This is a genomic window from Neopoerus faecalis (assembly GCF_029218125.1).
Taxonomy (GTDB): Bacteria; Bacillota; Clostridia; order Oscillospirales; family Oscillospiraceae; genus Oscillibacter; species Oscillibacter faecalis_A.
The window spans coordinates 84,126-109,098 of record NZ_JARFXX010000003.1 but is presented as its reverse complement, the minus strand read 5'-3'; the positions used below and the strand labels follow the sequence as shown (position 1 = coordinate 109,098).

The 24,973-nt window shown below is 53.5% G+C and carries 24 protein-coding genes and 1 pseudogene; 23 read left to right on the top strand and 2 right to left on the bottom strand.

Translation table 11 applies throughout. From position 1 onward, the window contains the following. Positions 1 to 9 precede the first annotated feature (9 nt). From PY311_RS04850 to PY311_RS04745, 22 genes and pseudogenes are all read left to right on the top strand, one after another. Entirely contained in the window at positions 10 to 954 is a 945-nt protein-coding gene (locus tag PY311_RS04850; protein WP_286147535.1) for a YqaJ viral recombinase family nuclease, read from the top strand. A gap of 4 nt (positions 955 to 958) precedes the next feature. Then, complete coding sequence (locus PY311_RS04845) at positions 959 to 1,765, top strand: recombinase RecT (protein ID WP_286147534.1); 807 nt, start codon at positions 959 to 961, stop codon at positions 1,763 to 1,765. An 82-nt stretch (positions 1,766 to 1,847) separates the two neighbouring features. Then, positions 1,848 to 2,897, top strand: a complete 1,050-nt coding sequence (locus tag PY311_RS04840; protein WP_286147533.1) for an AAA family ATPase — start codon at positions 1,848 to 1,850, stop codon at positions 2,895 to 2,897. A gap of 3 nt (positions 2,898 to 2,900) precedes the next feature. Next, on the top strand, positions 2,901 to 4,664 hold the full coding sequence (locus PY311_RS04835) for a vWA domain-containing protein (RefSeq protein ID WP_286147532.1): 1,764 nt from the start codon (positions 2,901 to 2,903) through the stop codon (positions 4,662 to 4,664). A gap of 56 nt (positions 4,665 to 4,720) precedes the next feature. After that, positions 4,721 to 5,056: an LPD28 domain-containing protein gene (locus PY311_RS04830; RefSeq protein ID WP_286147531.1), complete on the top strand. Its 336-nt coding sequence runs from the start codon at positions 4,721 to 4,723 to the stop codon at positions 5,054 to 5,056. 3 nt (positions 5,057 to 5,059) lie between these two features. After that, complete coding sequence (locus PY311_RS04825; RefSeq protein ID WP_286147530.1) at positions 5,060 to 5,572, top strand: hypothetical protein; 513 nt, start codon at positions 5,060 to 5,062, stop codon at positions 5,570 to 5,572. A gap of 15 nt (positions 5,573 to 5,587) precedes the next feature. Beyond that, positions 5,588 to 5,743, top strand: a complete 156-nt coding sequence (locus PY311_RS04820) for a hypothetical protein (protein WP_286147529.1) — start codon at positions 5,588 to 5,590, stop codon at positions 5,741 to 5,743. Positions 5,744 to 5,830: 87 nt separating this feature from the next. Continuing rightward, positions 5,831 to 7,474, top strand: coding sequence for a recombinase family protein (locus PY311_RS04815; protein ID WP_286147528.1), 1,644 nt, complete (start codon positions 5,831 to 5,833; stop codon positions 7,472 to 7,474). After that, positions 7,462 to 7,746 (top strand): annotated as a pseudogene (locus PY311_RS04810) (sporulation stage IV protein A); the annotation flags it as partial. The gene PY311_RS04815 and the pseudogene PY311_RS04810, both read left to right, overlap by 13 nt. Before the next feature lie 170 nt (positions 7,747 to 7,916). Beyond that, positions 7,917 to 8,780 (top strand): class I SAM-dependent methyltransferase, encoded by an 864-nt coding sequence (locus PY311_RS04805; RefSeq protein WP_286147527.1) that lies wholly within the window; start codon positions 7,917 to 7,919, stop codon positions 8,778 to 8,780. Between the two features lie 28 nt (positions 8,781 to 8,808). After that, positions 8,809 to 9,675 (top strand): YitT family protein, encoded by an 867-nt coding sequence (locus PY311_RS04800; protein ID WP_286147526.1) that lies wholly within the window; start codon positions 8,809 to 8,811, stop codon positions 9,673 to 9,675. Between the two features lie 27 nt (positions 9,676 to 9,702). Beyond that, complete coding sequence (locus PY311_RS04795) at positions 9,703 to 10,551, top strand: energy-coupling factor transporter ATPase (RefSeq protein ID WP_286147525.1); 849 nt, start codon at positions 9,703 to 9,705, stop codon at positions 10,549 to 10,551. 14 nt (positions 10,552 to 10,565) lie between these two features. Further along, a complete protein-coding gene (locus tag PY311_RS04790; protein ID WP_286147524.1) occupies positions 10,566 to 11,432 on the top strand; it encodes an energy-coupling factor transporter ATPase in 867 nt (288 codons plus the stop codon). Continuing rightward, positions 11,426 to 12,232, top strand: coding sequence for an energy-coupling factor transporter transmembrane component T family protein (locus PY311_RS04785; protein WP_286147523.1), 807 nt, complete (start codon positions 11,426 to 11,428; stop codon positions 12,230 to 12,232). The genes PY311_RS04790 and PY311_RS04785 overlap by 7 nt, the downstream gene beginning before the upstream one ends. A 67-nt stretch (positions 12,233 to 12,299) precedes the next feature. Beyond that, positions 12,300 to 13,208, top strand: coding sequence for a hypothetical protein (locus PY311_RS04780; protein WP_286147522.1), 909 nt, complete (start codon positions 12,300 to 12,302; stop codon positions 13,206 to 13,208). A gap of 28 nt (positions 13,209 to 13,236) precedes the next feature. After that, the gene (gene truA / locus PY311_RS04775; protein ID WP_286147521.1) at positions 13,237 to 13,992 is read left to right on the top strand and encodes a tRNA pseudouridine(38-40) synthase TruA; all 756 of its coding nucleotides are present in this window, start codon (positions 13,237 to 13,239) and stop codon (positions 13,990 to 13,992) included. Further along, positions 13,985 to 15,169, top strand: coding sequence for a DUF5711 family protein (locus tag PY311_RS04770; protein ID WP_286147520.1), 1,185 nt, complete (start codon positions 13,985 to 13,987; stop codon positions 15,167 to 15,169). Before truA ends, PY311_RS04770 begins: the two co-directional genes overlap by 8 nt. A 60-nt stretch (positions 15,170 to 15,229) precedes the next feature. Further along, positions 15,230 to 15,895: a CvpA family protein gene (locus tag PY311_RS04765; RefSeq protein WP_286147519.1), complete on the top strand. Its 666-nt coding sequence runs from the start codon at positions 15,230 to 15,232 to the stop codon at positions 15,893 to 15,895. A gap of 59 nt (positions 15,896 to 15,954) precedes the next feature. Then, positions 15,955 to 18,276: an ATP-dependent Clp protease ATP-binding subunit gene (locus PY311_RS04760; RefSeq protein ID WP_286147518.1), complete on the top strand. Its 2,322-nt coding sequence runs from the start codon at positions 15,955 to 15,957 to the stop codon at positions 18,274 to 18,276. A 16-nt stretch (positions 18,277 to 18,292) separates the two neighbouring features. Continuing rightward, positions 18,293 to 18,505 (top strand): hypothetical protein, encoded by a 213-nt coding sequence (locus tag PY311_RS04755; protein WP_286147517.1) that lies wholly within the window; start codon positions 18,293 to 18,295, stop codon positions 18,503 to 18,505. A gap of 49 nt (positions 18,506 to 18,554) precedes the next feature. Then, a complete protein-coding gene (locus PY311_RS04750; protein WP_286147516.1) occupies positions 18,555 to 19,376 on the top strand; it encodes an EFR1 family ferrodoxin in 822 nt (273 codons plus the stop codon). A 191-nt stretch (positions 19,377 to 19,567) separates the two neighbouring features. Beyond that, positions 19,568 to 20,635, top strand: a complete 1,068-nt coding sequence (locus PY311_RS04745; RefSeq protein ID WP_286147515.1) for a hypothetical protein — start codon at positions 19,568 to 19,570, stop codon at positions 20,633 to 20,635. Between the two features lie 278 nt (positions 20,636 to 20,913). Here the strand turns inward: PY311_RS04745 and rpoD are convergent, their stop codons facing one another. Next, complete coding sequence (gene rpoD, locus PY311_RS04740) at positions 20,914 to 22,362, bottom strand: RNA polymerase sigma factor RpoD (protein ID WP_286147514.1); 1,449 nt, start codon at positions 22,360 to 22,362, stop codon at positions 20,914 to 20,916. Further along, the gene (gene dnaG / locus PY311_RS04735) at positions 22,355 to 24,130 is read right to left on the bottom strand and encodes a DNA primase (RefSeq protein WP_286147513.1); all 1,776 of its coding nucleotides are present in this window, start codon (positions 24,128 to 24,130) and stop codon (positions 22,355 to 22,357) included. Before dnaG ends, rpoD begins: the two co-directional genes overlap by 8 nt. Positions 24,131 to 24,324: 194 nt before the next feature. Between dnaG and PY311_RS04730 the strand changes: the two genes are divergently transcribed. Beyond that, positions 24,325 to 24,921 carry a 4'-phosphopantetheinyl transferase family protein gene (locus tag PY311_RS04730; protein WP_286147512.1) on the top strand — a complete coding sequence of 199 codons (597 nt, stop codon included), beginning with the start codon at positions 24,325 to 24,327 and terminating at the stop codon, positions 24,919 to 24,921. The last annotated feature ends 52 nt before the right edge of the window (positions 24,922 to 24,973 follow it).

Below are 24,973 nucleotides of genomic sequence, written 5' to 3'. Positions count from 1 at the left end.
GAGCGCACTATGCGAGGAATCCAGAGAGTATCTACCAAAGGCATGAGCCGGGAAGAATGGCTCATGCGGCGCAGGAAAACAATCGGCGGCTCTGACGCTGCCGGGATCGTGGGCTTGTCCAGATGGACAAGCCCTTTTTCTGTCTGGGCAGATAAAACCGGACGGGCAGCGGAGAAAGAGGACACCGAAGCCATGCGGCAGGGCCGGGATTTGGAGGACTATGTGGCCCGCCGCTGGATGGAGGAAACCGGCAAGCGGGTCTACCGTCTGCCTGCCATGCTGTATCATCCGAAGTATCCCTTTGCACACGCTGACGTAGACCGGATGGTCATGGGCGAAAACGCAGGCTTGGAGTGCAAAACCACCTTTCCCTTAGACCTGAAACAGTTTAACGGTGTCGAGTTCCCGGTACAGTATTACGCGCAATGCGTTCACTATCTGGCAGTTACCGGGACAGACCGTTGGTATCTGGCAGTTCTGGCCTATGGCCGTGGGTTCTTTACCTTTACACTGGAACGCAATCAGGCGGAAATTGATGCGCTCATGGCTGCCGAGACAGACTTCTGGAAGCTGGTAGAGCAGGATACACCCCCGGATGCAGACGGTTCCGAAGCAACTTCCGCAGCGCTGCGGGAAGTCTATCCCATCAGCGAACAGACCACCGCAGACCTGTTCGGACGGGATACCGTTCTGAGGGAGTATATGCGGCTGAAAGAGGATAAAAAGGCACTGGATACCCGAATCGGAGAAATTGAGAATACCATCAAGGCAGACATGGGCGAAGCGGAAAGCGGTTCCTGCGGTCTGTTCCATATCAGTTGGAAGTCACAGTCAAGGCAGACTTTTCAGGCGAAGGCATTTGCCAAGGACCATCCCAGCATTGATTTGGCACCGTACTACAAAAATACAAACCTCCGTCCCTTTAAGGTAACGGAGGAGAAAGAGGCAGGTTAAAATTATGAGTAACGATATGATTCAGAAAGCCACGGCGCAGCCTGCGGCAAAAGCAGAAGCCAAGGCATCTATGCAAGCCTACATCAAGCAGATGCAGGGGGAGATCAAAAAAGCCCTCCCGGCAGTCATGACGCCGGAACGCTTTACCCGCATTGTACTTTCGGCCCTTTCCACCAATCCTAAGCTGGGGCAGACCACTCCGCAATCGTTCCTTGCCGCTATGATGACAGCGGCCCAGCTTGGCATGGAGCCAAACACGCCTTTGGGACAGGCGTATCTGATCCCATTTTATAACAATAAAACGCATTGCAGCGAATGCCAATTCCAGTTGGGCTACAAAGGGCTGATCGACTTGGCCTATCGCAGCGGAGAGGTCAGCATCATTCAGGCACAGGTGGTCTATGAACATGATAGCTTCAACTATTCCTTTGGCTTGGAACCAGTGCTGAAGCACATTCCAGCTGCCTCTGACCGTGGGGAGCCGACCTATGTCTATGCCATGTTCCGCACCAAGGAGGGCGGCTTCGGCTTTGATGTAATGAGCATGGATGCTGTCCGCACCTTTGCACAGCAGTACAGCAAGTCTTTTTCTTCCGGCCCATGGCAGACGAACTTTGAGGAGATGGCGAAAAAGACGGTTTTAAAGAAAGTCCTGAAATACGCCCCGCTGAAATCAGACTTTCAGCGGGGCTTGGCCTTGGATGGCACCATCAAAACGGATGTCGGGGAGGATATGTATGCTGTTCCCGGCACAGTGCTGGAGGTGGACAGCGAGACAGGCGAAGTCACAGAAGTTGGGCCGGAAGCATGATTCTGAAAAAAATCTCCAAAGAGACAATGCCTGTCCACAGCAGTTGCTACATTATACATAGGAAGGGGTGTCAGCGTTGAATTTGCCAGTACAAGTAGATCAGAAACAGCTTATGGATGTGCTGCTGAATGTGGCAACTGTCCGCCCGGTGTTTATCTGGGGCGCTCCCGGCATTGGGAAATCCGCCATTGTACGGCAGTTTGCGGCGGATGTGGGATTGGAGTGCGTTTCTCTGCTGGGCAGTCAGTTAGCCCCGGAGGACATCATCGGCGTGCCGCAGATCGTAGAGGGATGCAGCATATTTTGTCCGCCCCGGAGCATTGCAAGAGAGGAACCGTACTGTCTGTTTCTGGATGAGCTGAACGCCTGTTCCCACGAGGTACAGAAAGCATTTTATTCGCTCATTCTGGAACGCCGTATCGGAGAATACCGTCTGCCGGATGGATCTATCGTCATTGGCGCTGGCAACCGTGCACAGGACAATGCCATCACTCGGCCTATGTCCTCGGCGCTGGTGAACCGGATGTTCCATGTGGAGCTGACTGCCAATAGCCGTGTCTGGCTGGAATGGGCGGCGCAGAACGGTATTCACCGGTTCGTCTATGATTACATCTGCTCCCGCCCGGATCATCTGTGGGCACAGCCGCCCAAGACCGAGGAACCGTTCTCCACACCCCGAAGCTGGGAAATGCTCAGTGACATTCTGCACAGCTACGGAGAGGACATCCCGGAAAGCACCTTATCTCTGTGTGCTTATGGCTGCCTCACTGCCGCTCACGCTACGCAATTTATAGCTTATGTCCGGCAAGTCCGCAGCAAGTATTCCCTAAAGAAAATTCTGGATGGGACGCAAAAATGGCCCGGCAAGCCGGAGGAACGGGATGTGCTGTATTTTCTCGCTCAGAGCTTCCGCAGTCAGCTGATCAAGGAACTGCCGGAATCCCGTAGCAAACTGAGCGGGGAAAGTATGGCATTGGTGTTCCGGGCAAAAGAGCTGTTGATCGAATTGGCGGAGATCAGCTTGGAAATCGCCCAAATGACGATCACACCGGAGGACGGGACAGACCTGCCAAACTGGTTTGTAGTAGAGGCCGCTAAGGACATTCCCCGTCTTCTGAGAAAGCGGGAGTGATTTATGAAGCACCCCAAGCAATCCAATCAGGGCAGTGCCATAGACGCTGCTCTTGCGAAGATTGGGGCTTCTCCGCTGGTGGGTCTGGCGGAGGAGATCCCCCACATCCATATGGATAACAGCTGCCCCATGTCAAAGGATGATTGGGGGTATGTCACCAGCACCGGTCATATCTTCCTGAACCCGCGCAAGGATGGGACGATGGGGGAATGGACGTATGTGCTTGCACATCTCATGCTGCACTTAGGGTTGGGACATTTACAGGAAAACCGTATCCATGATCCGGTATGGCAGCAGACGTGTGACATTGCGGTGACACGGTTTTTACTGGACGGTAAAATCGGAACGCCGCCGATGGATGTCAGCGGTATTCTGAATACTGCTGCCGCAGATGAAGAAAAGCTGTATCATCGGCTGCTTGTGGAACCGGACAAGCGCCTCGGATCAAATCTGAGTCTCATGTCACATGGCAGGCCGGATATGGTCTGGGATGGGGTAAGCCGCTTCCGTGACTTTGAAGCCGCCTTTGCCGATTCCCTCAGACGTTCCCTGCGGGAATCCATTCAGTTAGCCGGTGGGGTGATGAAAGCGGAACAGAAAGCGCGGAAACACAACAGCACCGGCTACCATAGAGCAAAAGAGTGGTTTGTCAGCAGCTATCCGTTGCTGGGGGCCGTTGCCGCCGGTTTTCAACTGGTGGATGATCTGGCCGTTGTCCAGCGGATGCGTGTCCCCATTGCGGCAGTCAATGCACACTTGCAGGAGATTTACGTCAATCCCGGCTGTCGGCTGTCTTTTGAGGAATGGAAGTTTGTCCTCGCACACGAATTTCTCCACGCTGCCCTGCGGCATGATATACGACGGGAAGGACGTGATCCTATTTTATGGAATGTAGCCTGCGACTACATCATCAACGGCTGGCTGGTGGAAATGAACGTGGGGCAAATGCCGGAAGGCTTGCTGTACGATGAACACTTTAAAGGAATGTCCGCAGAAACGGTCTATGATAAGCTGTGTGAAAACATCCGCTATTACCTAAGCCTTGACCCCAAGGACATTATTTATAGCAGCGACAACGATTGGGAAACGCAGAACGGCGCGGAGGTCGATTCCTTTTACCGCTCCGCAATCCAGCGTGGCCTGGACTACCATCAACAGCACCGACGGGGGACGCTGCCCGGCAGCTTTGTAGAGGAAGTCCGGGCCATTCAGCAGCCGCCGATCCCATGGGATGTGCAGCTTGCCCGCTGGTTTGATGAACAGTTTCGGCCTTTGGAACCTCGGAGGACTTACGCCCGATTAAGCAGACGGCAGAGTGCGACACCGGACATTCCCCGTCCGGCGTGGTTTCTCCCTGAGGAGCAGGCAGAGCAGCGGATATTCGGTGTTCTGCTGGACACGTCTGGCTCTATGGAACGGGGGCTGCTGGCTGCGGCATTGGGCTCCATTGCCAGCTATGCAGAATCACGGGACGTACATCATGTTAGGGTACTGTTCTGCGACGCTGCCGCTTATGACCAGGGGATCATGGCCCCGGATGAAATTGCCGGAATGGTGAAAGTTCGGGGTCGAGGTGGGACAAAGCTGCAACCGGGAATCGATCTGCTGGATACGGATGCTGCTTTTCCGAAAGAAGCGCCGCTGCTTGTTATTACGGATGGGGCCTGTGACCGGCTGAACCTCCGTGGACGCAATCATGCTTTCCTGCTCCCCGCCGGAAACAGGCTGCCCTTTACGCCCCACGGACCGGTGTTCCGGCTGAAATAAATAATCTGCTGCGGCTCCGGGTCATACCGGGGCCGTTTTTATTAGGAGAATGAACTATGAGAAAAAACGCAAATGAGATCATCTTTGACGAAATCATCGTACTTGGCACACCGGCCCTGTTTACCGACTGGCGTGTGGACAGGGCCAGCGTTCCCACAGATATGAAGATGTATGAAGTCCGCCACGCGGACGAAGATTGGGGTGATCCCTGCCAGTTGGCAAGAGGCATCCTTGTTGACTTCTACGGAACCATCCTGACCTTGCAGCCGTTGGCCTTGCCCGCCTGCGGTTATCTGAACTTCGACAGCAGTAGGGATTGGGGCTACATAGATGATGATCCTTGTGCCACAGTTGCGGAGTTCCGCAGCAAATACGCCGGGAAGGCGGAATAAACCATGCACAGCACAATTTATGAATTTTCAGAGCAGCCGATTTCAGAGAGCCGGAGGGCTACCATAGACAGTCTGCCGGAATGGTTCTTCCAGACTGTGGCCGACTCGGCAGCGGATACGGACGAAATTACGAGAGCAGTCCAAATCCGTTGTTTGGAGCAGCACTTTGGCGACCTTTGTATAAGGGACGGAGATCAGCTGCGATTCGTCCACGATTTCAAGGCACGATATTTCCGAAACAGTTATCCCTATTTTATGGCGGCAGTACGGGCTTTGGCAAAGGCGTCCTACGATATGTTCAGCAGCATTATGCCTGCCCCGGCTTTCCATGCGGCGCTCAATAGTGTCACGGAAAGCTACGCAGACCGCTTCGGCTTCTACGTCTATGACTCTGACCACGCCGAACTGCTTCCTATGGATGCCTGGCTGCGGACGGCGGATTTGTCAAAACCATATTTTGTGGGCAGTGTGATAGATTACCATGGTTGGATGAATACAACCCATCAATGCGGATGAAAGAGAGAAATGCGTATGAACGTATGTCTGCCGAATATGGCGATACCTGTTGAGGAACAGCACCTTACAAATATGCCGCTTTTTGGTTCAGAGAAAAGAAATGCTGCAATGCTTGAAATTGATGGGAGGCTAACGGTGTTGATTTCGACAAAGAAGCATATTCATTTTTGATAAAGTGGATAGCAGGGGAGAGGTGATTGAAAAATTGCGTTTCTTATAGTATGATATATGAACAAACAGAAGTTACGGAGGCTACCTGTGGATATTTATGAAATACGAAATGCCTTAACTTCAGGAAAGACTATTTATGATCTTCCGCTGCGCGTTACATACTATGCCCGCGTTTCCACAGATAAGGACGAGCAATTACACTCGTTGTCTGCACAGGTCAGCTACTATACCGATTTTATCCAGCGTTGCCCAAACTGGACATTTGTTGAGGGGTATGTGGACGAAGGACTCAGCGGCACCAGTGTAAAAAAGCGGGAACGTTTTTTACGGATGATCGAAGATGCCCATGAAAAGAAATTCGACTTCATTGTGACAAAAGAGATCTCCCGATTTTCCCGCAATACGCTGGATAGCATCCGCTACACGCAGGAATTGCTTCAATGCGGTGTAGGCGTCTTTTTTCAGTCGGACAATATCAATACCTTGATGCCGGATGCGGAGCTGCGTTTAACTATCATGTCCAGTATCGCACAGGATGAAGTACGCAAGATTTCAGAGCGTGTGAAGTTCGGCTTCAAACGTGCCATTGAAAACGGTGTGGTGTTGGGAAGCAACCGAATTTGGGGCTATCGGAAGCAGGATGGAAAGTTGGTGATTGACGAGACAGAGGCGGAGATCGTCCGTTTGACTTTTGATCTGTACGCCAATCAGTATATGGGTGTCCGGGCGATCGCTAATTATCTGACAGACCACGGCTATAAAAACAGCAACGGCAGAGGCTTTTCCTTTAGTACAGTCCGGGGGATTCTCAGCAATCCAAAGTATAAAGGCTGGTACTGCGGAGGAAAAACCAGTAAGATTGATTACAAGCTGAAGAACGTCAAATATTTTTCACCGGATGAGTGGATCATGTATCGGGATGAAGAAAATGTGCCGCCTATTGTGACGGAAGAACTGTGGGACAAGGCGAATCGCCTGTTGATGCGCCGGTCAGAGAAGCAGAGTGCCAAGGATAAAAGCTGCTACCAGAACCAGTACCCATACAGTGGGAAGATTATCTGCGGCATCCACAAGACGCCTTACTATCGAAGCCTCTACCGCTACAAAAGCGGCAACAAAGAGGTGTGGCAGTGTCAGGAATATGTAAAAAACGGCAAGAGTGGCTGTGAAATGCCAATCCTTTACACAACTGAAATTGACGATATTTTGCGCCAATCGTTAGAGGAAGTTGCCAAGTACAAGTCAGAGATCGTAGAAGAACTGATCCGTATTTACAATTCCGTTGACACGAAAGATAAAATTGAAGCGGAAACTACGAAATGCAAGGCAGAGATGGACACTATTTTGCAGCGAAAGGACCGGCTGTTGGATTTAAGCATCAGTGGGAACCTGTCGAATGCGGAGTTTGCTGCCAGAAATGAACGTTTCAATGCGGAACTGAAAACATTGGAAGATCGTCTGGCAGAGCTGGAGAAACAGCGACAGGATGATCAGGACCGAGTTCAGTATACCAGAGCATTAAAGCAGATGATTTCCAGAGAGCTTGATTTCTCGGAAGGGTTTACAGTTGGCCTCGTAGATGCCTTGCTGGATTACATGGAGGTTATGGGGACAGAGGATAAGAAAGTGGTTCATGTTACTGTCTATCTGAAAGGTATGCCGGAGCAGCAGAATTACGTGATAAAAAGGTCCAAAGGAAAGACTTCGGTTTGTACCAGAGCATACACATGATTCGGGCAGATATTGAAACGGCGGTCAGCCCTATTATGGGGAATGAAAAGCAGTCCGAGGACATGGTGAACTATCTGCTGCAGGAGTTTGAGGGAGACACCAGTAAGATCTGGCAATCCAACATCTTCGGCCGCAGCTTTCACGAGGTCGTCAGCGACGATCTGCAGACCAAGTTGAAGCGAATGCCGGAGGACGCAAGAAAGAAGCTGCAGGAGACACTGACCCGCATTATCAACGAGGGCAGCGGCGGCCTAATCTGTATCATTCTGTAAATTTCAAGAGACGGGGGCGATGAGCTCCCGTCCTTTTTTTAACTTCATAACGTCATGGTCACAGATGGGAAAGCTGTTGACCGTAATGGGATTTCATGCTACAATAAAATCGTTTTATTATGAGTAAGTGCGTTCTGCCGAAGGCCGGGGAACGCGAGGGAGGAATCTTGATGTGGATTGCGGATCAATGGCAGGATTATGAGCTGCTGGACTGCGGCGGAGGAGAAAAGCTGGAACGCTGGGACAAGCAGTATTTGGTGCGCCCGGACCCGCAGGCCATCTGGGAAACGGATCATCGCCATCCCGCATGGAAAAAGGCAAACGCCAGATATCTCCGATCTCAGACCGGCGGCGGACACTGGGAGAAAAAAACACTGCCGGAAAGCTGGCAAATTCACTACGATGAGCTGACCTTTCAGGTAAAGCCCATGAACTTCAAGCATACGGGCCTGTTTCCCGAGCAGGCGGTGAACTGGGATTTTGCTATGAATAAGATTCGCAATGCCGGCCGGCCTATCCGGGTGCTGAACCTGTTTGCCTATACCGGCGGCGCTACCGTGGCCTGCGCCAAGGCAGGGGCCAGCGTGTGCCATGTGGATGCGGCAAAGGGTATGGTGGCATGGGCCAAGGACAATGCGCGTCTTTCCGGCCTGTCAGACGCACCGATTCGTTGGATCGTAGATGACTGCGCGAAATTTGTGGAGCGGGAGATTCGCCGCGGCAAGACCTATGACGCCATCATCATGGACCCGCCCAGCTATGGACGCGGCCCCGGCGGCGAGGTCTGGAAGTTGGAGGAGAGCCTGTATCCCTTTGTGAAGCTGTGCGCCGGTGTTTTGTCGGACAAGCCGCTGTTTGTCCTCATCAATTCCTATACAACAGGGCTGGCGCCCAGTGTACTTGGGTATCTGCTGCATCTGCTGGTAGCCGAAAAATACGGTGGCACGGTGAGCTGGGACGAATTGGGGCTGCCGGTGTCTGCTACCGGTATGGCGCTGCCCTGCGGCGCAACAGGAAGATGGTTCTCGGAGTAAGCGGATATCCTCGGAGAAAGGAGATGCTATGATAAAAATCAAGAACAAAAAGTTGAGGTTTGTCATCACGTTTTTGGCTGTGCTGCTTTCGGCCCTGCTGCAAACCTTTGTGATTGAGAGCTTTGTTCAGACTGCGGGCCTGCTTTCCGGCGGCTTCACGGGCGTTGCGATTTTAATTGACCGGGTGGCCGCGCTTTTTGGCGGCGCTATTTCGACTTCTGTGGCGCTGGTGGCCTTAAATCTGCCGGTGGCATTCCTTTGCTATCGCAGCATCAGTCCGCGCTTTACGCTTTTTTCCTGCCTTCAGGTCATACTGACCAGCTTGTTTCTAAAAATCCTGACCTTCCCGGCAATTTTTGATGACATTCTGCTGAACGCGGTCTTCGGCGGCTTTTTAATGGGTATCAGCGTTGTCCTTGCCCTGAAGGGCAATGCCTCCACCGGCGGCACGGACTTTATTGCCCTTTACGTTTCCAACAAAACGGGAAAGTCCATCTGGTCTTATGTATTTGTGTTCAACGCCTGCATCCTGTGCGTATTCGGCTTTTTGTTCGGCTGGCTGTATGCGGGATATTCCATTCTTTTCCAATTTATTTCCACGAAAACCGTGGAGGCGTTCCACCACCGCTATGAGCGCCTGACCCTGCAGGTCACGACCAGAAAAGCGGAGGAGATCATGGCGGCGTATATTAAGGCGTGCCGGCATGGCATTTCCTGCGTCAACGCCATCGGCGGCTACAGCCATGAGCCGATGAACGTACTGCATACGGTGATCTCCAGCTATGAAGAAAGCGACATCGTTCATCTGATTTTACAGGTGGACCCCCACGCTATTATCAACGTGCTGCGGACGGAAAATTTCTACGGCGGTTTTTACCGGGCTCCGCTGGATTAAATTATAATCAAATGAGGTATCCGCTTCATGGATATGATCGAAACAAAAAATTTGGCGTTCGCCTATCCGGCGGATGAGGGAGAAACACAGACCCTTGCGCTGCGCGACGTCAGCGTTACTATTGAAAAGGGCAGCTTTGTGGTGGTGCTTGGACACAACGGCTCCGGCAAATCCACATTTGCAAAATGCCTCAACGCGGTGCTGCTGCCCTGCGGCGGCAAGGTGTACGTAGAGGGCATGGACACGCAGGACGAAGCCCTGCTTTTGGAGATTCGCCGCCGGGTGGGAATGGTGTTCCAGAACCCGGATAACCAGATCGTTGCCAACGTTGTGGAGGAGGATGTAGCCTTTGCCCCCGAGAACTTAGGTGTCCCGACGGAGGAGATTCGCCGCCGGGTCGATGCGGCGTTGGCAGCGGTGGATATGACCGCGTTTACCACCCATGCGCCGCACCTGCTCTCCGGCGGTCAAAAGCAGCGGGTAGCTATTGCCGGCGTCATTGCAATGGAGCCTGCCTGCATCGTGCTGGATGAGGCCACGGCTATGCTGGACCCCGTTGGCCGGCAGGAGGTTCTCTCCGCCGTGCATAAGCTGAACCGCGAAAAGGGAATTACCGTGGTGCTTATTACTCACCACATCAACGAGGCGGAGGACGCCGACCGCGTGATCGTAATGGATGACGGTCAGGTGGTTTTGGACGGCGGGCCGCGGGAGGTTTTCACGAAGGTGGAGGCTCTGCGCTCCATGGGCCTGACGGTTCCCGACACCATTGACCTGCTGGACCGGCTGCGGCGGGATGGCGTTGCCGTTCCGCCGGATGCTCTGACCGTGGAGGAATGCGCGGATGCCATTGCGGCGGCGCTTGGGAAGAAGTAATGGAGGACAGGGCATTGGAACCGATCATTCAGGTAAAAAATCTGACACATACCTACGGCGCCGGAACACCCTTTCAGCGAAATGCCGTAGACCACATGAGCTTTGAGGTGCAGGAGGGCGAATTTTTAGGAATCATCGGACATACCGGCTCCGGAAAATCCACTCTGATTCAGCATTTGAACGGTCTGCTTCAGCCTACAGAGGGGCAGATATTGCTCCATGGGAAAGATATCTGGACAGAGCCGAAAAAGATTCGGGACGTTCGCTTCCGCGTGGGACTGGTTTTCCAGTACCCGGAATATCAGCTCTTTGAGGAGACAGTTTACAAGGATATCGCCTTCGGCCCTGCCAATCAGGGAAAAACCGGTGAGGAGCTGGACCATGCCGTGCGGGAGGCTGCTAAACTGGTGGGAATCCGAGATGAACAGCTTGAAAAATCCCCCTTTGAGCTTTCCGGCGGTCAGAAGCGCCGGGTCGCGCTGGCGGGCGTTTTGGCGATGGAGCCGGAGGTTCTGGTGCTGGACGAGCCCACTGCGGGTCTCGACCCGGCGGGCCGTGAAAATCTGATGGCAAATATCCGGGACTATCACCGCAATAAGGGTAAGACGATCATTCTGGTGAGCCACAGTATGGATGAGATTGCACAGAATGTTGATAGGATTTTAGTTCTGAAAAACGCTCATGTATTGATGCAGGGCACATCGGCAGAGGTATTTGCCAGAGGGCAGGAGCTGCTCTCCGCTGGTTTGGATGTGCCGCAGATCACGCGCATTGCCATGGAGCTGAAGGAACGCGGCCTGCCTGTTGACCCGGCCGTTTACACTGCCGATGCATTGGAACGGCAGCTTCTGGCTTTAAGAGGGGAGGGGGCGGAATGCTGAAGGACATTACACTGGGGCAATATTTCCCGGGCAATACCGTGGCACACCGGCTGGACCCCCGCACTAAAATTTTACTGGTCACGCTGTACATCATTGCGCTGTTCAGCGCCAAGGGCCTGCTTGGATACATGGTTATGGCGGCCACGCTGGCCGTGTGCGTGAAAATATCCAAGGTCGGCTTCAAGTCGCTGGTGCGCGGGCTGAAGCCGCTGGTGGTCATTATCGCCTTTACCGGTATCCTGAATATTTTCTTCACACCGGCTGAAACGTATCTTCTGGAATGGGGCATCCTTCGCATTTCGGAAAAGGGCATCCAGAATGCGCTTTTCATGGTTGTCCGCATTATGCTTCTGGTCATGGGTACGTTTTTGATGACCTACACCACCAGCCCCATTCGGCTGACGGACGGATTGGAGTCGCTGCTGGGGCCGTTGAAAAGGCTCCGGGTGCCGGTTCACGAGCTGGCCATGATGATGGCCATTGCTCTGCGCTTTATCCCGACCTTGATTGAGGAAACGGATAAGATCATGTCGGCACAGAAGGCACGAGGCGCGGATTTTGAAAGCGGAAATATCTTTCAAAAGGCCAAGGCCCTTGTTCCAATTTTAGTGCCGCTGTTTATCAGCGCATTCCGCAGGGCCGATGAGTTGGCAACGGCCATGGAATGCCGCTGCTATCATGGCGGCGATGGCCGCACAAAGCTGCACGTTCTGAAATACCAGCGGCGGGACTATATCGCTCTGGCGGGCGGCGCGGTCATTCTGGCGCTGGTGGTAGTCCTGCGGAGGCTGGGCGCCTAAAAACAGAAAAACTCTGTAAACACAAATTCTGTAAAGGGAAAATGCTTTGCGTGAAAGGAGCGGTCTTATGAAGAAAAACTGGTTTCAGATCCTATCTCTGGCACTGAATGTAGTGCTGCTGATCGCCCTGTTTGTGACCCGGGCGGAGCTGGTGAATACGCGGACGATCCTGAAAAGCAATTTGGACGGTATCGCGTGGCGGCTTTCCGATATGGATGATCGGATCACGAACCTGTCCGCAAAGCAGCGGGAGCAGACGGAGGATCTGTCGGATTTTTCCTTTGAACCCACCGGTCTTGACCCGGAAAACCATACGCTGCAAGCCGACATGAGCATCACCCTCCGCCGCTGGACGGCGGACACGGAGGTGGCGCTGCTGATCACCCAGAACGGCCAAACCGCGGAACTGCCCATGACCGGGGCGGACGGCGTGTTCACCGCCCCGGTGAGCCTGCCGGTGGAGCAGACCGGAGAAGTGTCCTTTGCGATGAACATCACCGCCGGCGGTCAGACCAGCCGGGAGGAGGTCACCAGTTACAGTGACCTTGCCATGCTGCTGCCGCTGATGAGCAACAGCAGCAGTCTGAGCGGTCATGTTTATGAAGATGGAATGTTCCGTATGGGCATGGATATTGATATAGGGCTTGAAAGACAGTATGGCGCGAGGGTAATTGATTCTGTCTTTCAGGTGCTGAAAAACGGAGAGACCGTCCAGACCTTTCCGGCAAAGATTTTGGAGTCCACCTTCAGCAGCGATCCCGATGTGGCCTACTATACTCCGGACACGGCGGATGAAAGACTGGAAATTTCCTGCCAACCCTCCGATACCGTTGAAATCCATCTGCTCTGCAAGGACAGCTTTGGTCTCTCCTATGATTTTACCGTCTGCACCTATGAGATCGATCAGGATGGGACGATGGCGGAAGAGGTCTGGCCGGTCACAGATCACAACGTGCGCGTTTTCTGGGAAAAATAACACGGCTGATGCCGCTAAAGGAGCCAATATGCGTAATATCGCACTGAAACTGATGTATAATGGGACTGCCTACCACGGCTGGCAGGTGCAGAAAAACGCGATTACCGTCTGTGAAACGCTGCAAAGGGCGCTGGAAAAAATCACCGGCGCGCCGGTGCACCTTACCGGCTGCGGCCGTACGGATGCCGGCGTTCACGCGGAGCGGTACATAGCAAATTTCCGGACGGAAAGCCGGATTCCGCTGGAGCGCCTGCCCTTTGCCATCAACACCCATACGCCGGAGGACATTGCTGTCAGTGAGGCGCTGGAGGTGGCGGAGGATTTCAATGCCATCGGCTCCTGTTTGAAAAAGGAATATACCTACCGCATTTATAATTCCCGAATCAAGAACCCATTTTATGTCAACCGTGCGTATTTTTATCCGAAGCGTCTGGACGAGGGATTTTTGAACCGTGCGGCCCATCAGTTTGTGGGGACGCATGATTTTGCCGCCGTTCGGTCTGTGGGAACGGAGACGAAGACCACCGTCCGCACGATTTACTGGTGTGATGTGAAGCGCAGCGGCGAGCTGCTGGAGCTGAAGGTCTGCGCGGACGGATTTTTGTATAACATGGTACGGGCCATCACCGGGACGGTGCTTTACGCCGCAGAGGGGAAATTTCTGCCGGAGGACATCCCGGCTATTCTGGAAAGCCGGGACAGGACGCTGGCGGGGCCGACTGTCCCGCCCGGCGGACTGTATTTAACGAGACTATGGTACGAGGATGAGCGACTCAATGGCTGATACAACGAATGATATCTGGAATGACCGTGACGGGGAGCGGGAGGCGCCACCGAAGCGGCACATTCTGCGAAATTTTCTGATATTTCTGCTGGTGCTGATTGTGGTGCTGGGCGTTGTGCTGGCAGCCGCATGGCGGGACGGTACAGGCTTTGACGTTCTGCGCCGGTATTTTGCCTATGGTACAGTGTCGGGAGCAGGAGATAAGACCGGTTTTCAGTTTGACGCTGACAACAGCAACCGCTTTGCGGAAATCGGAAACGGTGGACTTGTAATTCTATCCGACACCTCCATCCGCCTGTTAAGCGCGGATGGCAGCGAGCTTTGGAGCGCCAATATCCAGATGAGCGCCCCCGCGCTGACCAGCGGCGGCGGGCGTGTTGTAGCCTATGACGTAGGCGGAACGGAGTTGTTCGTCCTTGACGGAAGCGGCGTGCTGCTGGATCAGACCACAGAGGACCCAATCGTTGCCGCAAATCTCAACGGCAGCGGAATGCTTGCGCTGACAACTGAAGCCAGCGGTACGAAGGGCCATGTGGAGGTGTACAGTGCTGCTCTGCAAAAGCTGTTTGATTTTAACGCCCATCGCCGCTTTGTTGCGGATGCCTGTGTGACGGAGGACGGAAAATATCTGGCCGCTGTGACCATGGGACAGGCGGACAGCGTATTTGTCAGCAATGTTGTGATTTATGATCTGACACAGGAGGACCCCATAGCGGAGTACAGCGTTCAGGACGGCCTGGTTGCCGCCATGCGTGGAAAGGGGAGTCAAATCCTCACGGTTTCAGATACCTGTCTGACCGCCGGAAACGCGGCCGGAGAGATTATTGGGACCTACAGCTATGCCAATGAATTTCTACGGGAATACGATCTGGGCGGTGAGGATTTTGCGGTTCTGCTGCTGAACCGCTACCAGTCCGGCAGTGTAGGCCGGCTGGTCACGGTAGCATCTGACGGAGAGGAGATCGCCAGTCTGGATATTTCCGAGGAGGTCCGTGATATTTCCGCTAATGGCCGGTATCTCTCTGTGCTGTACGCGGACCGCCTTGTGGTTTACAACCGTGACCTTCAAATCTATGCAACGCTGCATGGCCCGGAGCGCACCCGTGATATTCTGACCCGTGATGACGGTTCTGTTTTAATGATTGCAGCGGACTCCGCAGAGCTGTTTTTGCCATAACAGGCAGAAATTTTCAGGAAGTTTACAAATTGTTTTCAAGCGGAAAGGTAGGCAAGACCCATGACTCCTGCTATAATAATTGACGTTATCATTGCGGCAATCCTGATTGCCGCAGTGTTGATTGGCGCCCGCAAGGGACTCTTTCTGTCATTGGCGGGAATCATGATTTTTCTGCTGGCTCTGGTGGGTGCAAATATCGGAGCCAAATCCCTGTCCGTTCCATTGGCAGATCAGCTTACACCCAAAATTCAGGAACGAATTGCAGTGCGCGTTGAGAATACGCTGCAGGAAAAAAATCAGCAAAGCAACGAGAGCTTGGAGCAAATGCTGCCTGACAGTCTGAAAAGCATTCTGGAGCATACCGGGCTGCTGAATAAGCTGAAAGATGTTCTTGGGCAGAGTGCCAAGGGGACGATTGCTGAGATCAGCAGTGCCATTGCCGCTGCAATAGCCCGTGAGCTTGCAGAGACATTTTTATATGGCATTTTGTTCCTGCTGCTGTTTTTGGCACTTTTAGTGCTTTTGTGGCTGGCGGCTCGGGGCATCAACCTGCTATTGAAGCTGCCGGTTCTCAGCGGCATGAACGCTCTGGGCGGCGGAATCGTGGGGCTGGTGCAGGGAGTGCTGATTGTTGGCCTTTTGATCTGGCTGGCGCCCAGATTGGGAATAGAGCTGCCGACAGACGGAAGCTATCTGCTGCGTTTGTTCTCGGCAGTGCTTCGGTAAAAAATACGCCGATTACGAAACATTTTCCGCCGGTTTGGTAGGGCGGTACGGAGGTAATTATGCAGCCTACACTTTGTTCCAGATGTAAAAAGAATATTGCCACGGTTTTTATTACCCGGATGGAGGGCGATAAGACCGTCAACGAGGGTCTGTGCCTGAAATGTGCGAAGAACCTTGGTCTGCCGCAGGTCAATGACATGATGCAGCGTATGGGCATCACGGACGACGACTTGGACAATTTGAATAACGAAATGATGCAGGCCATGGATTCCATCGAAAACGCGGAGGAGCTTCCCGGCGGCGATACGGATGAGGAAGATGCCGGAAAAACGGCGACGTTCCCATTTCTGAACCGCCTGTTCAATAACGGCGGCGAGCCGCCTGCACCCACCGGTGAGACCTCCACGGATGATCATGCCGACCGCCGGGAGAAGCGGGAGGGGAAGCCCTCCGGCAAGCGCAAATTTTTAGAGAGCTACTGTATCTCCCTGAACCGCAAGGCCAAGGAGGGAAAGCTGGACCCTGTTATCGGCCGCGCCGAGGAAATCGAGCGGGTCATCCAAATTCTGAATCGCCGGCAGAAGAACAATCCCTGCCTCATCGGCGAGCCGGGCGTTGGCAAGACCGCTATTGCCGAGGGTCTGGCCCAGCGCATCGTGGCGGGGGATGTGCCCTATAAGCTGCGGGAAAAGGAGGTCTATCTGCTGGACCTGACCGCGCTGGTGGCCGGAACGCAGTTCCGTGGCCAGTTTGAGCAGAGAATGAAGGGACTGATCGACGAGGTCAAAAAGCTGGGGAACATCATCCTCATGATTGATGAGATTCACAATATCGTGGGGGCCGGAGATGCCGAGGGCAGCATGAATGCCGCCAATATTCTCAAGCCGGCGCTGAGCCGCGGCGAGATTCAGGTCATCGGTGCGACAACGTTCAATGAGTATCGGAAGTCCATTGAAAAGGACAGCGCATTGGAGCGCCGTTTCCAGCCGGTAACGGTCAATGAGCCATCTATTGAAGATTCTATCAAGATTTTGAAGGGACTTGCCCCGAATTACGAGGCGTATCACGGTGTCAAAATCTCCGATGGGATTTTACGTCAGGCCGTGCTTCTGAGTGAACGCTACATCACGGACCGTTTCCTGCCGGACAAGGCCATCGACCTGATCGATGAAGCTTGCTCCGACCTGAACCTGAAGGACCCGGATATTTCCCGGCGTATGCAACTCCGGCGGGAGATCGACGATTTTGAAAAGGAACGCACTATGCTGGAGGAGCAGGGCGCACAGGATGGCATAGAGCCGGATTACGAGCAGATCGCGACCCTGAAAAGCAAAATTCTGCAGCGGCGCACGGAGCTGAATACACTGCTGCTGAAGGGTGACCCCCAGCTCAGCATGGACAATCTGGCCCATGTTATCGAGCTGTGGACCAAGATTCCCGCCTCCAAAATTCGTGAGGAGGAATTTCAACGGCTCAGCCAGTTGGAGCAGAGATTGAAATCCCATATCATCGGGCAGGATCAGGCCGTGGAAGCGGTGGCAGCCGCCGTGCGGCGTAATCGTGTGGGCATTTCTCCCAAGCATAAGCCCGTCAGCTTCATTTTTGTCGGCCCCACAGGCGTTGGCAAGACAGAGCTGGTCAAGCAGTTGGCTGTGGACCTGTTTAACACGCCGGATGCGCTGATTCGTCTGGATATGTCCGAGTTCATGGAAAAGCACTCCGTTTCAAGAATCGTAGGCTCTCCGCCGGGCTATGTCGGCTATGACGAGGCCGGACAGCTGACGGAAAAGATACGCCGCAAGCCCTATGCGGTCATTCTGTTTGACGAGATTGAAAAGGCGCATCCCGATGTATTGAATGTGCTGCTGCAAATTTTGGATGACGGTGAGATTACGGATTCTCACGGCCGCAGAGTGAATTTTGAAAATACCATCATCGTCATGACCTCCAATGCCGGCAGCGGCAATCAGGATGGCGGCACCGTCGGCTTTAACAGAAGCCAGACGCAGCAGGATGCCGATAAGGCTATGAAGGCGCTGCAGCAATTCCTGCGTCCGGAGTTTATTAACCGTGTAGACGGCGTTATCACGTTTAACCGTCTTTCCAAGGAGAATTTCAAGGCTATCGCAAAAATTATGCTGAACGAGTTGGTGACCTCTCTTGGAGATAAGGGCATCACCTTCACCTATGGTGACAGCTTGGTGGAGTTCCTTGTTGAAAAGTCCTATTCCATAACCTACGGTGCCCGCAACCTCCGCCGGACGATTCAAAAAAAGCTGGAAGACCCCATGGCTACCAAAATTATCGACAGCTATGAGCATCCTATATCCAAAATCCATGTGGCTGCGGAAAATGACGCAATTCAGTTAGACGCGCTGTAAGAAGGGGGAGAGCGGCGTGAAGCTGTTTCGGAAAAATATTGAACCAAGCTGCACCTATTGTCAGCGCGGCCAGCAGATCAATGAAACGGACGTTATGTGCGTGAAGCATGGCATTGTTGCGGCGGAACACCACTGCCGGAGCTTCAAGTATGATCCGCTGAAGCGTGTGCCGCCCCGTCCGGCGGTTCTGGATACGGCCAAGTTGAAGGAAGAAGATTTCTCATTGTAAAAGAACAGGCATCCGGTATGGATGCCTGTTTTTACAGAAAGGCGGCGTCATGAACATCACACGTATCTGCACGCTCTATTTCAGTGCCACCGGCAATACGGCCCGCGTTGTCAATTTGCTGGCTGAAACCATGGCAAAGCAAATGAATATTCCGCTTGCAAATTTTTCTTTTACAGGTGCTTCAGATCGTGAAAAGGATTACAGCTTTACAGAAAATGATGTGGCTATCATAGGTGCTCCCACCTATGCGGGGAAGCTCCCAAATAAAATCCTGCCGGATTTTCGAGATAAGCTGCACGGAAACGGCGCTTTTGGAATTGCGGTTGTGACCTTTGGCAACCGGGCCTACGATCATTCACTGGCAGAGCTGTGCTCCGTTATGGCGGAAAATGGCTTTCGCACTGTGGCGGCCGGGGCCTTTGTCGGACAGCACGCTTTTACTGATAAGTTTGCAGCGGGAAGGCCGAATTGGAGCGACCAAGCAGAAATCAAGGATTTTGCCAAGCGTATCGTTGAAAAGTTCAACTGCTTAACGGAGCCTGTCACGCCGATTACAGTTCCCGGTGATGCCGCAGCGCCGTATTATGTTCCAAAGGGGACGGACGGTCTGCCGGCAAAATTCCTGAAAGCAAAGCCGAAAACTGATCCCGCAAAATGCTCAAGCTGCGGTGCCTGTGCCCGGTTGTGCCCCATGGGGGCTATTGACCCTCATGATGTATTCAGCGTTCCGGGAACCTGCATTAAGTGCCAGCGCTGCGTCCGCAGGTGTACGAGACACGCCAAATATTTTGACGATCCAGCGTTCTTATCTCATGTAGCCATGTTGGAGCAAAATTACGCAGAGCCAAAGGAAAACGAGACGTTTCTGTAAAACTATAAAGGCTCTGACCGCACACTAAGCCGGTGTGCGGTTTTGCTTTTCCGTATATTCATTATAGGTGCACGAAATCGATACAAAACAATGTGACTTCCGGCAATTATTTTGGAAAAACCGAAAATATGGACCGTTTCGCTTACTCCCGCATAGCCTGAAAATGAAATCAATTCGGGAGGAATATTGCTATGGCACAGGTCACAAATTTCTTTTTAGGCGCCAACAGTGGAAGCGGCTTTCAAAATCTTTTTTCGGAAATCTTGGATGTAAATGACACGTTTGATCTGATGATTTTAAAGGGCGGCCCCGGTGTTGGAAAGAATACGTTCATGCGTGAGATCGGGCGGACAATGGAGGCCGCCGGGGCGGATGTGGAATACCTATGGTGCTCCGGGGACCCTGACTCTCTGGATGGTGTGGTGATTCCGTCCATTCGCTGCGGGGTCTGTGACGGTACCAGTCCGCACGTTATGGAGCCGCGGTTTCCGGCGGCAGTGGACCGCTATGTGGATTTGGGCCGCTTTTATGACATCTCCGCCGCAAAGGCGCAGGCAGAGGAGGTAAAGCGCCATACGCATGATTATAAGGAGGCATATATCCAGGCCTATCGCTGCCTGAAATCAGCACGGCAGGTCGAACTGGATACCCTGGCAGAGGTTGGAAAAATCGTTGACTGTCAGCGAATGCTGCGGCGGATGGCGGGCATTATTGCGCGGGAACTGCGAGGCCACGGAAGCGGAAGTGGAAAAATCACCAAACGCTTTTTGGGGAGTATTACCCACAAGGGTGCCATCTGGCGCTTTGACAGTGTTGATACGCTGTGCCCGCGTGTCTACGAGTTCGCGGACCGTTACGAAACGGCGGGCGGCTTACTGGAGATTATTCAGGCAGAAGCCGTGCGGCGAAACTACGATGTGATCGCCTGCATGGCCCCGGAGAATATCACACGGATGGAGCATTTGCTGATTCCTGAACTGGGTTTGGCGTTTGTTACTTCAAGACCGGGGATGGAATATGTGGGAAAGCCCTGCCGCCGGATCCGACTGGATGCGCTGGCACATCCAGAAAATAAGGCTCGTCTCCGCTTTCGCAGACGGATGGCCGATGTGCTCCGTGAAGAAGGCGTTGCCGCGCTTCAGGAGGCAAAGGCGGCCCATGACCGGCTGGAGAGCGTTTATAACCCCTATGTGGATTTTGACGGTGTCCGGGCACAGGCGGCGCTGGAGGCCGGACGTCTGCTGAGCTGGATGCAATAGGGGAGGGCATAACAGCGTTTATTTTCTCTTAATAACGAAAAGGCTGCACAGAAATAAATCTGTGGCAGCCTTCAGCGTGTCGAAAAAGTCTTTTCTCCCCGCTGAACAAGTTTTCAGAACTTCATAAAAGTTCTGAAAACTAAGGATTTCAATGGCGCAGGACACCCTTCTTGGGTTTCCCGCGCACACCCTTCCTTACCGTTGCGGAGGATTTACCACTTTATCGACAGTCTCAAGGCTGCACAGAAATAAATCTGTGCAGCCTTTTCAGCAGTATTTCAGTTCAGAAAATCCTTCAGCTTTTTGCTCCGGCTGGGATGGCGGAGCTTCCGCAGGGCCTTTGCCTCGATCTGGCGGATACGTTCGCGGGTCACGTTGAACTCCTTGCCGACCTCCTCCAGCGTGCGGGTTCGACCGTCCTCAATGCCAAAGCGCAGCTTCAGGACCTTTTCCTCACGGGGCGTCAGCGTGGAGAGGACGTCCATCAACTGCTCCTTCAGTAGCGTAAAGGAAGCGGCCTCACTGGGCTCACTGGCACCCTCATCGGGAATGAAGTCACCCAAATGGCTGTCCTCCTCCTCGCCGATAGGCGTCTCCAGAGATACCGGCTCCTGCGCAATCTTCAAAATCTCCCGTACCTTATCCACAGGCATATTCATCTCTGCGGCAATTTCGTTAGGCGTGGGATCGTGGCCCAGCTCCTGAAGGAGTTGCCGGCTGACGCGGATGACCTTATTGATCGTCTCTACCATGTGTACGGGAATGCGAATCGTCCGCGCCTGATCGGCAATGGCCCGGGTAATAGCCTGCCGAATCCACCATGTTGCATAGGTGGAGAACTTGTAGCCCTTTGTATAATCAAACTTCTCAACAGCCTTGATAAGGCCCAGATTGCCCTCCTGAATCAAATCAAGGAACAGCATTCCGCGGCCCACATACCGCTTTGCGATTGAAACAACCAGACGCAGGTTTGCCTCTGCCAGCTTTTGTTTTGCCTTTTCACCGGCCTTGCGGTCAGCCTTCCATGCGGCAATTTCTTCCTCTGTAGCAGAGACCGGCTCCCCGGCAGAGCGCTGCTTTTCTACTTCATCCAGCTTTTCGGCGGCTTCGGCGCCTTTGCTCATGGCCTGAGCCAGAACGATCTCCTCATCCGGGTTCAGCAGGGGGACCTTACCAATCTCCTTGAGATACATCCGCACGGGATCGTCAATGGAAAAGCTGCTGACAAGAGAATTGGGGTCAACCAGCTCTTCCTCCTCCACATCGGCGATTTCCTCAGCAGCAGGCTCGTCATCAGGGAGGTCCGGCAGCAGGTCTTCCTCCGTACCGATTTCGATATTCAGCGCTTCCAGAGAGTCATAGAGCTGATCCATCTGTTCGCTTTCCAAATTCAGATCGTCCACAGCCTCCATCAGCTCTGAGGAGTCCAGACGTCCCTTTTTCTTGCCCTGTGCCAAAAGCTCACGCAGCTTTTCCTGACCAGCCAGCCAGCTTGCAGCGGGAAGTGCTGCCACCTGCTTATCGTCCAAACGAAGAATACCGGCCTTCTTGGCCTCCTCATCCGTCATGAGCTGGGGGGGCTCCTGCTGAACAGCAGTGGATTTTGCTGCTTTGCCGCTCTTGCGGGCAGTGGGGGCCTTTGCGGCCTTTTTTCCATCGGCCGCGGCCAAAATGGCGTCCGCCTGAGCCTTCAGCTCCTTGGGCGTCAATACTTTTTCTTCAGACATATTGTGTTCCTCTCTTTTTGTTCTTGTATTTTTCGACAGCGGCCAAGAGGGGATCCTCCTGTGCCGTTCGTTTGTCAGCTTCTTCGTTGATAACGTTTATGTAATCCTTCAAGGCCTGCGCGGCATTGGAAAGCGACACCGGCTCCTGACAGACCGCAGTAAGATGCTCCGTTTCCTCCTGTGTAAATTCCTCTCCCAAGGAGGCAATCATCGGCCTCTTTCCAGCGGCATGGACCTCCCACAGCCTTTGAAATGCACGTCCCAGCAATGGGGAGGAAAAACGTTCGGGCACGAGCGGAATGTGATCGGAGAATAAGGTATCATCCCACAAAAGGAGGCGGAGCACACCTTCCTCTGCCCGGGCCGATCTCATGTTATCATAGTGGATTCTGCGCTCTCTCGGCTGAAGCGAGACAGCCGGATTCAAATCCTTGCGAAGCTCCGCCCGCTTTTCCTTGGAGGCCCGGCGCCGAAATGCCTGCTTTACCTCTAATGCCATGGCGTCCTTTGTGATTCCGGCAGCCTCCGCCGCCCTCGCCGTGTAGATTTCCCGCTCCACAGCGCCGGGGAGGGAAGCCAAGAGCTCACTGACCTCGCCGCAGTAGGCAATACGAGCTTCATCGCTGTGCAGATCATATTTTCCGGCAATTTGCGCCATGCGGAACTCAATTCCGTTTTCACTGCCGTTCAGCAGCCGCTCAAAGGCATCCGCGCCCTGAAATTTAATAAAATCATCTGCGTCCTGCTTGACGTATTCGCCATCGACCAGACGGCGGGGGAGCTGTAATACCTTGACGCTGAATTCGGAGCCGTTGAGCAGATCCAGCGCCCGCTGGGTGGCCAGTTTGCCCGCGTTATCGTTGTCATAGCAGAGAACAAGCTCCCTGGTAAAGCGGCTCAAAAGCCGTGTCTGCTCTATCGTCAGCGCCGTTCCCATGGAGGCCACGGCATTATCAAACCCGGCCTGATGCAGCGTTACGATATCCAGATTGCCCTCACAGAGAATAATATTGGGACGCTTTGACTTTTTTGCCAGATTCAGGCCATATAATACACGGCGTTTGGAGTACACCAGCGTTTCCGACGAGTTCATATATTTCGGCTCGGACTTGTCCAGCACACGGCTGCCGAAGGCGACCACATCGCCGCGGGTATCAATGACCGGCAGCATCAGGCGGTTGCGGAATTTATCATATAAGCCGCCCTTTTTATTCTGCACCACAAGTCCGGCACTCAAAAGCTCCGCCTTGGTGTAGCCCTTTTGCGTCATGGCGTTCAGCAGAACGTCCCATTCGTCCAGCGAGGCGCCCATGCCGAATTTCACGGCAGTGGATTTTCGTATTTGGCGCTTGTCAAGATACGCCTGTACCGCTTGACCCTCCGGCTGCTGCAATAGCTGATAATAAAATCTGGCGGCGTCCCGGTTCAAATCCAAAAGGCGCTGCCGCCTGCGGCCGGCCTCCCGGTCACCCTCTTCCTCGGGAACCTCCATACCGGCGCGCTTGGCCAAAAAGCGCACCGCCTCGGGGAAGGAGAGGTTTTCCTCCTCCATAATGAAGTTGATAACGCTGCCGCCCTTTTTGCAGCCAAAGCAATGGTACATCTGGCGGTCCGGCAAAACGTGAAAGGAGGGGGTCTTTTCATTGTGGAAGGGGCAGCAGCCCCAATAGCTCCCGCCCTTGGCAGTCAGCGGCACATAGCTGCCGACGATATCCACAATGTCGCTGCGAGCAACCAGCTCGTCCATAAAGCTCTGGGGAAAGGCCATGCCAGACCTCCTTTCTAAATCGTTTTCCCTGTGTTATTTCAACGGATATTAAGTTATACCCCTTGCACTTCAAAAATCCTCTTTTTTTTCGAAAATTTTTGACTGATTTTGAAATTTCCGCTTTACAGTGTGTCTTTTGGGGCTGTATGATAGGGATAAGTACCACGGCATAAAATGCGAAGGGGAACAGCACAATGGCAATCTGGCTTTGGCTTGCCAAAATGGACAGGCCGCTTTCGGAAAATGAATATCACGATATGCTGGAACTGCTTCCGGAGGACAGACGCCTGCGTTTGGAGCGTATCCCAAGGGAAAAGCATCAGGAGGTTCTGTGCGCCTATCTGCTGCTGCGGCTGGCCCTGCATGACCGCTATAGCTGGCGAACATTGCCTGTAATCTCAACGGAGGCGTCCGGGAAGCCGTACTTTCCTGCATACCCGGAGGTCCACTTCAGCCTCAGCCATACGGCGGGGGCGGCCGCTGTAGCCGTGGCCGACACACCGGTGGGAGTGGATATTGAGCATATCCGCCCTGTCAGCGTCCGCACGATGGAGCGCATTGCGGGGGTGCGGACACAGGAGGCTTTTTTTAGATGCTGGGTGCGGCGGGAGGCCCGGGTAAAGCGCGCAGGCGCTGGAATCGTGACGATGATGAAAACGGAAACACCGCTGAGAGCAGGGGAGTCTTACTATGAGATATCATCCTTTCCGGGATATGCCGCAGGCGTAGCCACAGGGGAACCGGCTCCGCCCCAAAAGATACAGCGTTTACATCTGGATGAGCTTCTTTGAAAGGTAGTATCTTGACTTTTGGACCGAACACGATATAATAAAACGGTAATTG